Genomic DNA, 14,323 nt, shown 5'->3' with positions numbered 1-14,323 from the left:
AGAGGAGTGACGGTATTACCCTCACTCCTCACAAGCTTTTCAATACAGGTTAGCTACTCTATAAAGAGGTTTCTACTCAACAAAAAGGTATCTAGTTGTCTAGATGCTCTAGGCCCCATTTGTATAAAGCGTTCTTTTTCAGATTGTAGATTTCTGCCGTCATCGCCGCCGCTTTTTTAAGGGGCAACTCTTTGGTTAGAATACCTAGTGTGCGAGTCGCTTCGTCTGGCAATTCTGTGCTCGCTTCTTCACGGTGACCATGAATCAGTAACACCATCTCACCGCGCTTACGGTTCGCGTCTTCTTCAATCCACTCAATAAGTTCACCCAGTGGTAGACCTTGGATGGTTTCAAAGGTTTTGGTTAGCTCTCGCGCCAATACAACCTCACGGTCAGGGCCAAGAATCTCAAGCATGTCTTGTAGAGAATCTGAAATACGGTGTGGTGATTCATAGAAGATGCAGGTGCGCTCTGCCTTTGCGATCTCTAAGAACTTGTCTTTACGACCTTTGCTCTTTGGCGGTAAAAAGCCTTCAAAGCTGAAACGATCTGACGGTAAACCAGAAGCACTCAACGCCGTAATCACAGCACAAGCACCAGGAAGTGGCACAACTCTCACACCCGCTTGACGACATTGTGAGACAAGATGGTAACCTGGGTCACTAATTAAAGGAGTACCCGCATCAGAGACTAATGCGATAGACTGACCTTCTAATAACCTTTCGACTAGAACTTGCGCTTTAGTTTGTTCATTATGATCATGTAAAGCGAACGTTCTGGTTGATATATTGAAGTGAGCAAGCAGCTTACCCGTGTGGCGTGTGTCTTCGGCTGCAATAACATCGACACTTGATAAAATTTCAATTGCTCTTTGAGTGATATCTCCCAAATTTCCGATTGGGGTTGGCACAATGTAGAGAGTTGGGCTCTCTGTGAGCAAGGTTTTGTTATCTGTCATTTGTTTACCATCACTTCAACGATTAATATAGATACAAATTTATACGGAATTTAAAGAACTCATGGCAACGATGAACCATAAGAGACTCAGTGTACCACGCTTACTAACTCCAATTGCATTAGCAATTACATTGGCGGCTTGTTCTTCAGGTCCTCAAGCACCAACGAGCGTTGATATTACACTAGATCCAGCGCAATCAACTGAAAGTTACATGATGCAGGCGGATAGTAGTAAAGGAAGTCTACAAAACGACTGGTTAATCATGGCGCTTAAGGCTTCTGTGCAAGCTGGAAAAACCGATCAAGCAACTCTGCTGATCAAACGCTTAGCCAAACAAAAGCTGAGCGAAACGCAACAAGCGGAATGGCAATTAGCTCGTGCTCAACTGTTGGTGAATAACTCGCAGCCGGAGCAAGCTTATAGCCAACTGAACTTTCAGCCTTGGTGGAAAATTCCGAACGAGCAGTGGAAAGATTATCACGAGCTACGCGCGAACATTTCTGAAATGCAAAACGAGTATTTTGAAGCAAGCCGTGAGTTAGTTCTCTATTCAGAGTACCTAGACGCTGACGACGAGCTCCAACAACAAGCTGCTGACCGTATTTGGCAAAACCTAAATAGCTACTCTCAATATGAGATTCTAGAGCTTAAGACGTCGCCTACAGAAGACGTTCTTGCAGGTTGGTTACAACTGGCGATTTACATGAAGACGCTGAATTCAAATCTTCCAAACCTACAGGAAACCCTGTCTGATTGGCTAGCAGAGAATCCTCAGCACCCAGCAGCGACATATACACCTCAGGCGATCACTGACATCTTGGCGCTAGAGATCAGCAAGCCAACTAGCACTGCACTATTACTGCCTCTAACCGGTAAGTACGGCAAGCAGGCACAACTTGTGCGTGACGGTTTCATCTTTGCGATGATGAATGACAAAGAGCGTGAAGAAGATGCAACGCTGACGGTAATGGATACCAACGTGCAAAGTGCCGCTGAGATTAAAGCGACACTCGAAGAGAACAACGTTGATTTCATCGTTGGCCCGCTGATTAAGAGCAACATCACTAAGCTTCAGCAAGCGCAGAAAAACCACGAGAACTCGATTCCAGCTTTAGCTTTGAACATTCCAACGCAACTAGAACCAGATACCAACATTTGTTATCTCGCTCTATCGCCAGAGCAAGAAGTCGCTCAGGCAGCGAAGCACCTATTTGCTCAAGGCTACAAGTACCCGCTTATCCTTGCGCCAAGAGGGCGTTTAGGTGAGCGTGTTGAGCAAGCGTTTAAAGAAGAGTGGAAAAAATACAGCAGCAACGATGTTGCTATCAGCTTGTTCTCTGACAAACGCCAACTGCAACGTAATGTGAATCAGGTATTCGGCTTGCAAGAGAGCCAACAGCGTATCGCTCAAATGGACGGGTTACTTAACCTAGACCTAGAAACAGAGCCACGCAGCCGTCGTGATATCGATTCTGTCTACATTGTGGCTAAGAACTCAGAGCTAACGCTAATCAAACCCTTCATTGAAGTGGCAATTAACCCTGATGCTAGCCAACCCGCTCTTTTCTCAAACTCACGCAGCAACAGCGGTGATAAGCAGTATGAAGACCTAACCGGTGTATTCTACAGCGATATCCCACTATTGGTTGAAAACAAAAACGAGCTTAATAAAGAGCTAAACGACCTATGGCCAGCACATTCAAATGGCCAAAAACGTCTGCAAGCATTGGGAATGGATGCATACTACCTAATGGATGCACTACCACAGATGAAAGCCGTACAGGGATATAGTATTCCAGGTGAAACGGGGGTGTTAACCATCGATAACAACTGTGTGGTCCAACGTGAAATCAGCTGGGCAGAGCATGGGGCTTTTTAGCCGAAAGTTCCGATCCAAACCAACTATCACCCACAAACAAGTGGGTGATAAATACGAGGCCGTGGCAAAATCTTATCTGATTAACCACGGTTTATCGTTAATAGAAGAAAACTTCATAGCAAAATGTGGCGAGATTGATCTTATAATGCGCCATAACAATACGGTTGTGTTTGCTGAGGTAAAATACCGCAAGCAAACCCGCTACGGACATGCCGCTGAAATGGTGACTGCCAAGAAGTCACAGAAGCTGCTCAAAACAGCCAATGTTTGGCTTATGCAGCAAGGCTTGTCGGTGCACTCTACAGATTTCAGGTTTGATATCGTTGCCATTGAAGGGCCGAATGACAATATCGACTGGATTCAAAACGCGATTACCCAAGGATAAACATGCTAGACAGCATTAAAGAAAGTTTTACAGAAAGTATTCAAATCCAAATTGCGGCTGCAGAAGCTCTGCCTGACGCAATCACGCATGCCGCTCAAGCAATGGTTGCGACCTTGCTTAACGGAAACAAAATTCTTTGTTGTGGTAATGGTGGTTCGGCGTCGAATGCTCAGCAATTTGTATCGTGTCTACTCAACAGATTTGAGACAGAGCGCCCTAGCCTTCCAGCGATGGCACTCACTGCAGACAACACTACGCTAACGGCGGTAGCTAACGATTACCACTATGAAGAGATCTTCTCTAAGCAGGTACGTGCGTTTGGTCAAACTGGCGATATTCTGTTGGCTATCTCTACTAGCGGTAATAGCAAAAACATCATCAAAGCAATGGAAGCCGCAGTAACTCGCGACATGACAATCATCGCCTTTACAGGCAAAGATGGGGGTGAAATGGCAGGCTTGCTTGGTGAACACGATGTAGAAATTCGTATCCCTTCACACCGTACAGCGCGCATTCATGAAGTACACATGGTGACACTACACTGCCTATGTGACCTAATCGATCAAGTACTCTTCCCTGCTCACGAAGAGTGATATACGGAGCATCACAATGAAATCATTAACCTCTATGATGCTGTTTAAGCTGATTAGTGTTTCGCTACTTACACTATCCCTATCTGGTTGTGCTGGCATTTTCATTGCTGGTGCAGCAACCACAGCAAACCTAGTCACAGATACGCGAACGACCAAAGAGATTTGGAACGATAACAATATCGAATTTGAAGTTGCAGCTATCACCAATAAACAACCATACCGTGGTAGCGTGCGTGTCACCGCAAGCTCTTACCGCGGCTCTGTAGTGTTAATGGGCCAAGCAACGACAGACGCTGAACGTCGTGCTTTTGAAAGCCAAGCCAAGGAAGTAACAGGCGTCGAAAGTATACATAACCAGATTCGAGTCAAAGAGCCTTTGTCAGTTAGCGCGATTAGCAAAGACAGCTGGATTACCACTAAAGTGAAATCAGCTCTGCTTGCGAATGCTGAGCTTAACGGCATCAAAGTAAAAGTGATTACTGAGGATTCAGAAGTATTCCTGCTTGGACTCGTCACTCGAGAGCATGCTGATATCGCTACAGAAGTTGCGCGTAACATCTCAGGTGTAAAACAGGTCATTCGAGCGTTTGAATATGGCGAAGAAGAGACGGCCGTTAACTAGCCTTAAGCCAGTCAATTAAATGCCATTTAGCAGACAAGAAAAAGCAGCGACGAATCGCTGCTTTTTTATTTGAGTCGTTTTAACTAACGTTATTTGATAACACGAAGGCTTGGGCGACCTTTCACTGGACGAGGTGGCTCAGGATCTGAGTCAGGCTCTTCAGCATCTACGTCTGCCGTTGCTACGCTCAAAGATGGACCTTTTTCTGGTTCTTCAAAAGGAGTTTCTTCAATCCCTTCTTCAAACGATTCCATGTAAGCCTCTTCAGGTTCAAACATAGTACCAGCACCATTCTCACGAGCGTAAATCGCTTGTACAGCATAAAGTGGAACAATCACAGAGTGTGGGCGACCACTAAAGCGAGCACTAAACGTCACAGCTTCGTTACCCAATTCAAGTTGTCCAACCGCACGAGGCGCGATGTTCAGAATGATCTGACCATCTTGGACAAACTCTTCTGGAACTCGCACACCTGGTAGTGTTGCTTCAACAACAAGGTGTGGAGTTAGTTCGTTATCAACCAGCCATTCATAAAATGCACGAAGCATATATGGTCGGCGTGGAGTCATATTTGAAATATCCATAACGCTTAGCGAACGAGTCGCATCTCACGCTCAGCTTCAGTTAGAGAAGCTAGGAATGAATCACGTTCAAATACGCGGTTCATGTAAATCTTAAGCTCTTTAGAACCAGGACCAATTAGTTCAATACCAAGCTCAGGTAAACGCCATAATAGCGGAGCTAGGTAACAATCAATTAGGCTAAACTCTTCGCTCATGAAGTATTCATACTCAGCGAAGATAGGAGCAAGAGTCAGTAGGTCGTTACGCAATTTAACGCGGGCTGCTTCAGATTCTTCAGCGTTGCCTTTAACGATCTTCTCTGCAACTGAATACCAGTTACGCTCAATGCGGTACATCATTAGACGGCTATTACCACGAGCAACCGGGTATACAGGCATCAATGGTGGATGAGGAAAACGCTCATCTAGGTATTCCATGATGATCTTTGAGTCATATAGAGCAAGCTCACGATCAACAAGAGTAGGTACTGATTTGTACGGGTTCAGTTCAACAAGTTCTGCTGGTAGATTTTTTTCATCAACCAACTCAACTTCAACACTTACGCCTTTTTCAGCAAGAACAATGCGCACCTGATGGCTATACATATCAGAAGCACTTGAGAAAAGAGTCATTACAGAACGTTTATTGGCAGCTACAGCCATGGAGCCCTCCAGTACACTTTAAATAAAAACAATGGAGGCCTAAAGCCTCCATTGAACATTAACATAATTTGGGAATTAGCACGGTATTATAGCACAATTAGTGCACATCACGCCAATACTCTTTCTTCAGCAAAATCACGATGATAGTGAAGATTACTAAGAAGGCCATTACCCACCAACCCATAGCATGACGCTCAAGTTGAACTGGGTCGCCCGAGTAAACCAAAAAGTTAACAAGGTCACGAACCGCTTCGTCGTATTCACCGGCACTTAATTCGCCAGAACCGTCAGTTTCAGTACCAACAACAACCGTCACTTCCTCGCCATCTACCATATGCGTATCGTAGATTGGTGTTGGGATACCTTGCAGTTCTTCAAGAACGTGCGGCATACCTACACTTGGGAAAACAATGTTGTTCACGCCAAACGGACGAGACGGATCTTCATAGAATGTACGAAGGTACGTGTATAGCCAATCTGCGCCACGAACACGAGCCACCAAAGTTAGGTCAGGTGGCGGAGCACCAAACCAACTTGCCGCTTGCTCAGAAGGCATAGCGTTAACCATCAAGCTACCAATTTTCGCCTCTGGGTCGAAAATCAGGTTTTCCTTCATTAGATCAACAGGGATCTCTAAATCATTCGCAACACGTTCATAGCGCTGGTACTGCGTTGAGTGACAAGCGAAACAGTAGTTCATGAACATCTTAGCGCCATTTTGCAATGAAGCTTTGTCTGTTAAGTCATTGTTCGCTTTGTCTAATGGTACGTTTGCACCAGCTGCCATCGCCAATGACGGCAACATAGCAAATAAAATTACAATCCACTTTTTCATTTGAATGTCACCCTTTCTGGTAATGGTTTCGTCGCTTCATTTTTACTGTAGAACCACAGTAGAACGAAGAACATGAAATAACCTAAGCTAAAGATTTGAGCCAGTAACGTGTATGTTGGCGTTGCAGGAAGCGCACCAAGTACACCAAGCGCAATAAAGCTTATTGTGAATTGGATGATGTTGATCAAATGCAGTTTGCTACGGTAACGGTAAGAACGAACCTTACAGCGGTCAAACCATGGCAATAGGAATAGCACAACAATTGATGCGCCCATTGCGACTACACCTAACAGCTTATCAGGAACAGCACGAAGTACAGCGTAGAACGGCGTGAAGTACCAAACTGGAGCGATATGCTCAGGTGTTTTCAGCGGGTTCGCAGCTTCAAAGTTAGGCGGTTCAAGGAAGTATCCACCCATTTCTGGGTTAAAGAACAGCACGTAACAGAACAAGAATAGGAAGCCAGCAACACCTACCATATCTTTCACCGTCCCGTATGGGTGGAAAGGAATAGAGTCGATGATGTCGTATTTCTTAGTGTAATCCTTATGGAATGGGAACTGAGTTTTGTAATCGTCGCCCATTGTGCCTTTAGGAAGTTTAGTTTCGATACCGTCAGGGTTGTTCGAACCCACTTCGTGTAGCGCTAGTACGTGAAGCACGATAAGCAGCAGAAGTACGATTGGTAGCGCGATAACGTGCAGTGCGAAGAAACGGTTCAGCGTTGCACCAGAGATGATGTAGTCACCACGGATCCAAAGCGTTAGGTCATCACCGATAACAGGGATCGCACCAAACAGAGAAATGATTACCTGAGCACCCCAGTAAGACATTTGACCCCATGGTAGTAGGTAACCCATGAAAGCCTCAGCCATAAGCACTAAGAAGATCAACATACCGAAGATCCAAAGTAGCTCACGAGGTTTTTGGTAAGAACCGTAAATTAGACCACGGAACATATGCAGATAGATAACAACGAAGAATGCCGAAGCACCTGTTGAGTGCATGTAACGCAGTAGCCAGCCGTATTCCACATCACGCATGATGTATTCAACAGAAGCAAATGCACCGTCACCAGACGGTACGTAGTTCATTGTTAACCAAATACCAGTAAGAATTTGGTTAACCAGTACCAACATAGCTAAAGAACCGAAAAGGTACCAAAAGTTAAAGTTCTTAGGCATTGGGTATTCAGACAAGTGCTTTTTATAAGCATTCATCGCGGGTATACGTTTCTCTACCCAGTCTAGTAGTCCTTGCATTATGCATCTCCCTCGTCAATACCGATAAGGATCTTGGTGTCACTTAAATACATATGCTTTGGCACAACAAGGTTCAACGGTGCAGGTACACCTTGGAATACTCGACCTGCCATATCAAACTTCGAACCATGACAAGGACAGAAGAAACCAGACTTAACGCCCTGAACTTGTTCTGCAAAAGAATCTGGCAGGTAAGTTGGAGAACAACCTAAGTGCGTACAGAAACCAACAGCAACGAAGAATTCCGGCTTAATTGAACGGAACTCGTTCTGCGCGTATTCTGGTTGTTGTTCAGCTTCAGATTGAGGGTCACGAAGTTGACCACCGATAGCTTTTAGGTTTTCTAGTACCGACTCAGCACGGCGTACAACCCATACAGGTTTACCTTGCCACTCGACACGAACCATTTGTCCCGGTTCTAACTTACTGACTTCCACTTCCACCGGCGCGCCCGCAGCTTTCGCCTTGGCACTCGGATTCCATGATTTAATAAAAGGCACGGCTACAGCAGCTGCTCCTAAACCACCAACAACGGCTGTTGTTGCGGTTAAGAAACGCCTGCGACCGTTATTTAAAGGCGCGTTGCTCATCCAAACATTCTCCCATTTGCTCCTTATGGATTGAAATAATTCCGATTAAAGAGCATGGCTAACAAAATATGTATTTAGTTCTATTTATTGACGGCAAATGATAAATAAAACCCTACTTTTTGACAAGATAAAGCTACCTTTTTGTAACAATCATGAGGCAAAGCGCACATTGGGTTACAAAAGCTTTCAAAATATAAGAATTTGGGAATAAAACGAGGGAGAGGAAGCGTTTAGAGTGGGTATAAAAACAAAAAGCCCGGCATATAGCCGAGCTTTGAACCACAATTCCAGTAATAAAACTGGGAGCGTGTACTTTTTCGTAAAGAAAAATTAACGCTTAGAGAATTGAGGTTTACGACGTGCTTTACGTAGACCAACTTTCTTACGTTCAACGCAACGAGCGTCACGAGTAACGTAGCCAGCTGCACGTAGAGCAGGACGTAGAGTTTCATCGTACTCCATAAGAGCGCGAGTGATACCGTGGCGGATTGCGCCAGCTTGACCAGAAATACCACCACCAGAAACAGTGATGTAAAGGTCAAGTTTCTCAGTTAGTTCAACTAGCTCAAGAGGTTGCTTAACAACCATACGAGAAGTTGGACGACCGAAGTAAACATCAAGGCTACGCTTGTTGATTACGATCTCACCAGAGCCTGGTTTGATGAAAACACGAGCTGCTGAGCTTTTGCGACGACCAGTGCCGTAGTATTGATTCTCTGCCATTTTCATAATCCCCTTAGATGTCTAGTACTTGTGGCTGTTGAGCAACATGGTTGTGCTCAGTACCAGCGTACACTTTAAGCTTACGGTACATCGCGCGGCCTAGAGGACCACGTGGAAGCATACCTTTAACTGCTAGTTCTAGAACCATTTCTGGTTTCTTAGCAATTAGCTTTTCAAAAGTGATAGTTTTAAGACCACCTGGGAACTCAGAGTGACGGTAGTAAACCTTACCCTTAGCTTTGTTACCAGTTACAGCAACTTTCTCAGCGTTAACAACGATGATGTAATCACCAGTGTCTACGTGAGGAGTGTATTCTGCTTTGTGCTTGCCGCGTAGGCGAGAAGCGATTTCACTTGCTAGACGGCCAAGAGTTTTGCCTTCAGCGTCTACAACATACCAGTCGCGTTTTACAGTTTCTGGTTTAGCAACGAAAGTTTTCATGCTAATAATTACCTATTTAAAAAATTTACACTTAAGGAATACTCGCGTATTCCCACTGTCTAAGAGTTACCATTCATCACCCCTTCGAGTGTTGGAAAACTCTTGGCATAACGTGATTTTACTCATCGCTAGAGGCCCGCAGTAACGGTAGGTCGCAGGATTATAGAGAAGAGCGAAGAAAAAATCACCTCTTTTTGAACAAAATCACGATTTTTTTAATTCTATTTCTTATTCGAGATAATCAGAGCTAACTTAAGTGTTCTTTTGCCAAATATTCATGGCTCTGCATTTCGATTAAACGCGATTGACAACGTTTAAATTCAAACTCTAGCTGCCCATGGGTATACAATTTTTCTAGCTCAACTTCCGCTGAAATAATCAATTTCACATTACGCTCGTAGAACTCATCCACCAACGCGATAAAACGTCTCGCTGCGTCATCTGAAGTCGCGCCCATTTGCAATACATCAGCCAACAGAACGGTATGGTAAACACGTGAGAGCTCAATGTAGTCATTCTGGCTACGAGCCGACTGACAAAGCTGAGCAAAAGTACCATGCAGCACACCATCACTCGCTTCGACTACATCTAATTGACGGTGGTTAACCTCAATCTGCTTCAGCTTCTCTTTATCTTCACCGACTAATTGTGCGTAATATTTTTCTAGGTTGATATTCGCTTGGCTATCCAATGGGTAATGATAAATTTCAGCCTGCTCTAGGGTACGTAGGCGATAATCAATGCCGCTATCAACATTAAGAATGTGGCAGTTGTCTTGAATGAGCTTAATGGCCGGTAAGAAACGCGCTCTCTGTAACCCGTTACGATATAGATCCACAGGGGGAATATTAGAGGTCGCGACCAAAATAACGTTTCGAGCGAATAACTCTTGGAACAAGGTTCCTAAGATCATCGCATCGGTGATGTCTGAAACAAAGAATTCGTCGAAACAGATAATGTCCGCTTCTTCCTTCAACTTGTCTGCGACTAAAGGCAGTGGATCACTCACATTACCTAACGCCTTTAGCTCATCATGAACTCGATACATAAAGCGGTGAAAATGAACGCGCATTTTTTTAGTGGTCGGTAAGGCATCGTAGAACGTATCCATTAGATACGTTTTTCCTCGCCCTACGCCCCCCCAGAAATAGAGACCTTTTGGTGGTTGTGGTAGCTCTGGCTTTTTGCCCAGTAATTTCTGGAGTCGAGTCAGTTGAGGAATAGGCGTATTCATGTAATTTTGGAATTGATGAAAAAGTTCATCTAAAGATTTAACGGCTTGCTCTTGTGCAGGATCTCTTTGAAATCCATGTTCTTTTATATCTTGTTCGTATTTTTTAATGGGATTCATGACGACATTTCCACAATGAAAGCAATATCAGACAGCAACTAAGATGAGCCCAAACAGTACGAGATATAACGTAACGTGGTGAATAATGCAGCATCAAACTGCTAACTAGCGCACACGCATTTCTCTTTATACTGCGGCTATCTCATAGTACCATGGAGCCGTATCACGTGTAACTAAGCAGTAACAAACATGTTAAAAAACAATAATAAGGAGCTGTTATGCCTTGGATGTATGCCGTTGCCGGTTTACTAGTCGGAGTTATTTTAGGGGTCGCTATTTCTCGTCTCATGACACCTGAATACAAAAAACAAAAGAACGTACAGAAAGAATTAGATAGCGCAAAGTTTGCCCTTGAACAGCAGCGACAAGAGCTGGCTGATCACTTTGCGAAATCAGCAGAAATGTTGGACACCTTAGGTAAGGACTACACAAAACTGTACCAACACATGGAAAAAACAAGCTCAGAGCTGATTCCTAACCTGCCAGAGCAAGACAACCCGTTTGTGAAAACAGCCGCCGCTCATTCGGACAAATCACAAGATAAGCCGTCAATTAAAGAAGCGACACTTGAGGAGCAACCGAAAGATTACGCTAATGGTGCAACCGGTTTATTTAAAGAACAGAAGAAAGAAATCATTGATGCTCCTGATGTAGTGACAGCAAAAGCATCGTAAACATTTAACACTTCTTGAACTTTACAAAGGTTTTTGAGTCATAACTTTCACTCAGGTCATTTGAAACTTCTCATACTTATTATACGTATAAGAGGGTTGAGACCTTAACTAGAGAGGAGTTTATGATGAAAAAACCTTTGCTTGCTTTATCAGTACTGACTTTAAGCTTAAGTTCAATCATCACCCCCATTCAAGCAACGGCCGCACTGCCATTAAGTGTGGGTAATGAGCAATTGCCAAGCCTCGCTCCTATGCTTGAACAAGTGACCCCCGCTGTGGTTAGTATTGCCGTAGAAGGCAAACAGGTACAACGTCAGCAAATCCCTGAACAATTTCAATTCTTTTTTGGTCCAGAACAAACACGAGAGCGTCCATTTCGCGGGCTAGGCTCTGGTGTCATCATTGATGCTAAAAAGGGCCACATTGTGACCAATTACCATGTCATCAATGGCGCGGACGATATAAAAGTAAAACTGCATGATGGTCGAGAGTACGATGCTGAGCTTATCGGCGGCGACCAGATGTCTGATATCGCACTGCTAAAATTAGAGAAGGCTAAGAACCTTACCCAAATAAAAGTCGCGGACTCAGACAAACTAAGAGTTGGTGATTTTAGTGTCGCGATCGGTAACCCATTCGGACTCGGTCAAACAGTGACATCCGGTATTGTTTCTGCGCTCGGCCGTAGTGGCCTGAATCTAGAGAACTTTGAAAACTTCATTCAGACCGATGCAGCAATCAACAGCGGTAACTCTGGTGGTGCGCTAGTGAACCTCAACGGTGAACTGATTGGTATCAACACTGCCATTCTTGGCCCTAACGGAGGCAATGTCGGTATCGGCTTTGCAATTCCATCCAATATGATGACAAACCTGACAGAACAAATCCTCGATTTCGGTGAAGTAAAACGCGGCATGCTAGGTGTTCAAGGTGGAGAAGTCACCTCTGAATTAGCTGAAGCCCTCGGTTATGAATCAAGCAAAGGGGCTTTTGTTAGCCAAATTGTACCTGATAGTGCCGCAGACAAAGCAGGTCTGAAAGCGGGCGATATTATTGTCTCTATCAACGGTAAGCGCATTGATACCTTTAGCGAGCTAAGAGCTAAAGTGGCAACTCTAGGTGCGGGTAAGCAGATTGAGCTCGGTGTGGTTCGCGATGGAAAGAGTAAAACCTTTGATGTAACCCTTGGTGAATCGACCAATAGTAAGACACAAGCTGAAAAACTCCATGAAGGGCTTGCTGGTGCTGAACTCACCAACACAACAGACAACGACTCAGCAACAGGCGTGAAAGTGTCAAGTGTGGCTCAAGGCTCACCAGCAGAGGCTTATCAACTTCTCAAAGACGACATCATTATTGGCGTCAATCGCCAAACCGTTAAGAACCTTGCTGAATTTAGAAAGATACTTGAGAAACAACCGGGCGTATTGGCGCTAAATATCCAACGCGGCGACAGGACTATCTACCTCGTTATTCGATAGTCATACGTCAGCGTAATAACAGAGAGGCTCGGTAAGTTTGCTTTAAACTTACTCAGTCTCCCTTTTCTTTAGATCAATCAAAATGCTATGCTTCACAAGTAACTCAAACAGGTCACCCGTGTGCGGAGGCTCAATACCTTACTTGTCGAAGAGGGAAACATGCTGTCCTTTCTATTTCGTTCTATTTCCCTTGGACTCGTTTCAGCGGCGCTTATTCTTCTCGCATTCCCGAGCTTAAGACCAGCGATTGTTGCTGACGTCACTAGCCCTAAAGTTGATAATATTGGCTCTCTTCAGATTTCATTTAACCAAGCAGTTCGCCGCGCGGCACCCGCTGTGGTTAACATTTATAGCCGCAAATACGCTGAAAGTGATCGTAACAAACTGCTCACTCAAGGTTTGGGCTCTGGGGTGATTGTTAGCGAGAAAGGCTACATCATTACCAACTTCCATGTTGTGGCTCAAGCAGACCAAATAGTTGTGGCGCTTCAAGATGGCCGAGTAGCAGCTGCGCAACTTGTCGGTTCAGACAAGCGCACCGATATCGCGATACTTAGAGTCAGCGGTGACAACCTACCGGTGATCCCACTCAACCCTAATTACAAAGCCAATGTCGGTGATGTAGTACTGGCTATCGGTAACCCATATAACCTAGGTCAAACAACAACCTTTGGTATCATCTCTGCAACCGGCCGCTCTTCGATCAGTGCCGATGGTCATCAAGCCTTTATTCAGACCGACGCGGCAATCAATGAAGGTAATTCAGGTGGCGCGTTGGTTAACTCGCAAGGTGAGCTAGTCGGTATCAATACCGCTTCTTTCCAACAAGCTACCGACATGGAAACCTATGGGATCTCATTTGCTATCCCCTATCCACTTGCGAATAAAATCATGGAGAAGATCATCGCCGATGGCCGTGTAATTCGTGGTTATATCGGTATCGATGGGCAAGACATCAACTCTGTCACCTCACGCATGTTGGGTACTAAGAATATAGGTGGGATTGTTGTGTTAGGTATCGATCCAAATGGCCCTGCAGCGGATGCCGGTTTTGAAGCTCAAGACATTATTGTCAGCATCAACAATAACCAGGTAAATGGTCGTCAGAGTGTGATGGATACTGTTACTGATTTGCGTCCAGGTACCGTGATTGATGTAGGCATCTTACGCCAAGGTGAAAACAAAACCCTCAAAGTAACGATTGCTGAAGATACTCGCCTGTAGAGTAAACTCTGTAAGCAGTGATTCAAGCTGCCAATACACAAATACAAAAAACCCAGCTCACAGGCTGGGTTTTCTTTTA

General features: G+C 44.6%; 16 protein-coding genes. 7 read left to right on the top strand and 9 right to left on the bottom strand.

Going from position 1 to position 14,323, the window contains the following annotated elements:
• Positions 1-91 precede the first annotated feature (91 nt).
• A complete protein-coding gene (gene rsmI / locus FTW16_RS06850; RefSeq protein WP_019824587.1) occupies positions 92-958 on the bottom strand; it encodes a 16S rRNA (cytidine(1402)-2'-O)-methyltransferase in 867 nt (288 codons plus the stop codon).
• A gap of 61 nt (positions 959-1,019) precedes the next feature.
• On the opposite strand from rsmI, the gene FTW16_RS06845 reads away from it, so the two are divergent.
• Genes FTW16_RS06845 through FTW16_RS06830 form a run of 4 tightly spaced genes read left to right on the top strand, consistent with a single transcriptional unit; the run spans position 1,020 to position 4,437 of the window.
• Positions 1,020-2,837, top strand: coding sequence for a penicillin-binding protein activator (locus FTW16_RS06845; protein ID WP_146490521.1), 1,818 nt, complete (start codon positions 1,020-1,022; stop codon positions 2,835-2,837).
• Entirely contained in the window at positions 2,824-3,222 is a 399-nt protein-coding gene (locus FTW16_RS06840; RefSeq protein WP_146490577.1) for a YraN family protein, read from the top strand. Before FTW16_RS06845 ends, FTW16_RS06840 begins: the two co-directional genes overlap by 14 nt.
• A 2-nt stretch (positions 3,223-3,224) precedes the next feature.
• Positions 3,225-3,815 (top strand): phosphoheptose isomerase, encoded by a 591-nt coding sequence (locus FTW16_RS06835; protein ID WP_004729817.1) that lies wholly within the window; start codon positions 3,225-3,227, stop codon positions 3,813-3,815.
• Between the two features lie 16 nt (positions 3,816-3,831).
• Entirely contained in the window at positions 3,832-4,437 is a 606-nt protein-coding gene (locus FTW16_RS06830; RefSeq protein ID WP_146490520.1) for a BON domain-containing protein, read from the top strand.
• Between the two features lie 89 nt (positions 4,438-4,526).
• Here FTW16_RS06830 and sspB read toward each other — a convergent pair whose 3' ends face one another.
• The 8 genes from sspB to zapE form a co-directional block, all read right to left on the bottom strand.
• Positions 4,527-5,021: a ClpXP protease specificity-enhancing factor gene (sspB, locus tag FTW16_RS06825; RefSeq protein WP_061019061.1), complete on the bottom strand. Its 495-nt coding sequence runs from the start codon at positions 5,019-5,021 to the stop codon at positions 4,527-4,529.
• A 5-nt stretch (positions 5,022-5,026) separates the two neighbouring features.
• On the bottom strand, positions 5,027-5,662 hold the full coding sequence (sspA, locus tag FTW16_RS06820) for a stringent starvation protein SspA (protein WP_009848943.1): 636 nt from the start codon (positions 5,660-5,662) through the stop codon (positions 5,027-5,029).
• 97 nt (positions 5,663-5,759) lie between these two features.
• Positions 5,760-6,497, bottom strand: a complete 738-nt coding sequence (locus tag FTW16_RS06815; RefSeq protein WP_048658023.1) for a cytochrome c1 — start codon at positions 6,495-6,497, stop codon at positions 5,760-5,762.
• Complete coding sequence (locus FTW16_RS06810; RefSeq protein ID WP_017629361.1) at positions 6,494-7,759, bottom strand: cytochrome b; 1,266 nt, start codon at positions 7,757-7,759, stop codon at positions 6,494-6,496. Before FTW16_RS06810 ends, FTW16_RS06815 begins: the two co-directional genes overlap by 4 nt.
• Positions 7,759-8,349: a ubiquinol-cytochrome c reductase iron-sulfur subunit gene (gene petA, locus FTW16_RS06805; RefSeq protein ID WP_061019062.1), complete on the bottom strand. Its 591-nt coding sequence runs from the start codon at positions 8,347-8,349 to the stop codon at positions 7,759-7,761. Before petA ends, FTW16_RS06810 begins: the two co-directional genes overlap by 1 nt.
• A gap of 330 nt (positions 8,350-8,679) precedes the next feature.
• A complete protein-coding gene (rpsI, locus tag FTW16_RS06800; protein WP_004740758.1) occupies positions 8,680-9,072 on the bottom strand; it encodes a 30S ribosomal protein S9 in 393 nt (130 codons plus the stop codon).
• Positions 9,073-9,085: 13 nt separating this feature from the next.
• Positions 9,086-9,514, bottom strand: coding sequence for a 50S ribosomal protein L13 (gene rplM / locus FTW16_RS06795; protein WP_010434689.1), 429 nt, complete (start codon positions 9,512-9,514; stop codon positions 9,086-9,088).
• A gap of 247 nt (positions 9,515-9,761) precedes the next feature.
• On the bottom strand, positions 9,762-10,865 hold the full coding sequence (gene zapE, locus FTW16_RS06790) for a cell division protein ZapE (RefSeq protein ID WP_146490519.1): 1,104 nt from the start codon (positions 10,863-10,865) through the stop codon (positions 9,762-9,764).
• A gap of 218 nt (positions 10,866-11,083) precedes the next feature.
• Here zapE and zapG point away from each other — a divergent pair, with 218 nt between their 5' ends.
• The 3 genes from zapG to degS all read left to right on the top strand — a co-directional run bounded on the left by zapG (position 11,084) and on the right by degS (position 14,244).
• A complete protein-coding gene (gene zapG, locus FTW16_RS06785; RefSeq protein WP_146490518.1) occupies positions 11,084-11,539 on the top strand; it encodes a Z-ring associated protein ZapG in 456 nt (151 codons plus the stop codon).
• 125 nt (positions 11,540-11,664) lie between these two features.
• On the top strand, positions 11,665-13,020 hold the full coding sequence (locus tag FTW16_RS06780; RefSeq protein WP_146490576.1) for a Do family serine endopeptidase: 1,356 nt from the start codon (positions 11,665-11,667) through the stop codon (positions 13,018-13,020).
• A gap of 159 nt (positions 13,021-13,179) precedes the next feature.
• Complete coding sequence (degS, locus tag FTW16_RS06775; RefSeq protein ID WP_060983027.1) at positions 13,180-14,244, top strand: outer membrane-stress sensor serine endopeptidase DegS; 1,065 nt, start codon at positions 13,180-13,182, stop codon at positions 14,242-14,244.
• Positions 14,245-14,323 lie beyond the last annotated feature (79 nt).

Origin of the sequence: Vibrio sp. T20 (genome assembly GCF_007858795.1) — a bacterium.
GTDB lineage: Bacteria > Pseudomonadota > Gammaproteobacteria > Enterobacterales > Vibrionaceae > Vibrio > Vibrio satsumensis.
This window is presented reverse-complemented; position numbering and strand designations above follow the sequence as displayed.

Excerpts from the sequence above, each read along its gene's own strand:
- rsmI (WP_019824587.1), bottom strand. The coding sequence starts at position 958 with ATGACAGATAACAAAACCTTGCTCACAGAGAGCCCAACTCTCTACATT.
- FTW16_RS06845 (WP_146490521.1), top strand. The coding sequence starts at position 1,020 with ATGGCAACGATGAACCATAAGAGACTCAGTGTACCACGCTTACTAACT.
- FTW16_RS06840 (WP_146490577.1), top strand. The coding sequence starts at position 2,824 with ATGGGGCTTTTTAGCCGAAAGTTCCGATCCAAACCAACTATCACCCAC.
- FTW16_RS06835 (WP_004729817.1), top strand. The coding sequence starts at position 3,225 with ATGCTAGACAGCATTAAAGAAAGTTTTACAGAAAGTATTCAAATCCAA.
- FTW16_RS06830 (WP_146490520.1), top strand. The coding sequence starts at position 3,832 with ATGAAATCATTAACCTCTATGATGCTGTTTAAGCTGATTAGTGTTTCG.
- sspB (WP_061019061.1), bottom strand. The coding sequence starts at position 5,021 with ATGGATATTTCAAATATGACTCCACGCCGACCATATATGCTTCGTGCA.
- sspA (WP_009848943.1), bottom strand. The coding sequence starts at position 5,662 with ATGGCTGTAGCTGCCAATAAACGTTCTGTAATGACTCTTTTCTCAAGT.
- FTW16_RS06815 (WP_048658023.1), bottom strand. The coding sequence starts at position 6,497 with ATGAAAAAGTGGATTGTAATTTTATTTGCTATGTTGCCGTCATTGGCG.
- FTW16_RS06810 (WP_017629361.1), bottom strand. The coding sequence starts at position 7,759 with ATGCAAGGACTACTAGACTGGGTAGAGAAACGTATACCCGCGATGAAT.
- petA (WP_061019062.1), bottom strand. The coding sequence starts at position 8,349 with ATGAGCAACGCGCCTTTAAATAACGGTCGCAGGCGTTTCTTAACCGCA.
- rpsI (WP_004740758.1), bottom strand. The coding sequence starts at position 9,072 with ATGGCAGAGAATCAATACTACGGCACTGGTCGTCGCAAAAGCTCAGCA.
- rplM (WP_010434689.1), bottom strand. The coding sequence starts at position 9,514 with ATGAAAACTTTCGTTGCTAAACCAGAAACTGTAAAACGCGACTGGTAT.
- zapE (WP_146490519.1), bottom strand. The coding sequence starts at position 10,865 with ATGAATCCCATTAAAAAATACGAACAAGATATAAAAGAACATGGATTT.
- zapG (WP_146490518.1), top strand. The coding sequence starts at position 11,084 with ATGCCTTGGATGTATGCCGTTGCCGGTTTACTAGTCGGAGTTATTTTA.
- FTW16_RS06780 (WP_146490576.1), top strand. The coding sequence starts at position 11,665 with ATGAAAAAACCTTTGCTTGCTTTATCAGTACTGACTTTAAGCTTAAGT.
- degS (WP_060983027.1), top strand. The coding sequence starts at position 13,180 with ATGCTGTCCTTTCTATTTCGTTCTATTTCCCTTGGACTCGTTTCAGCG.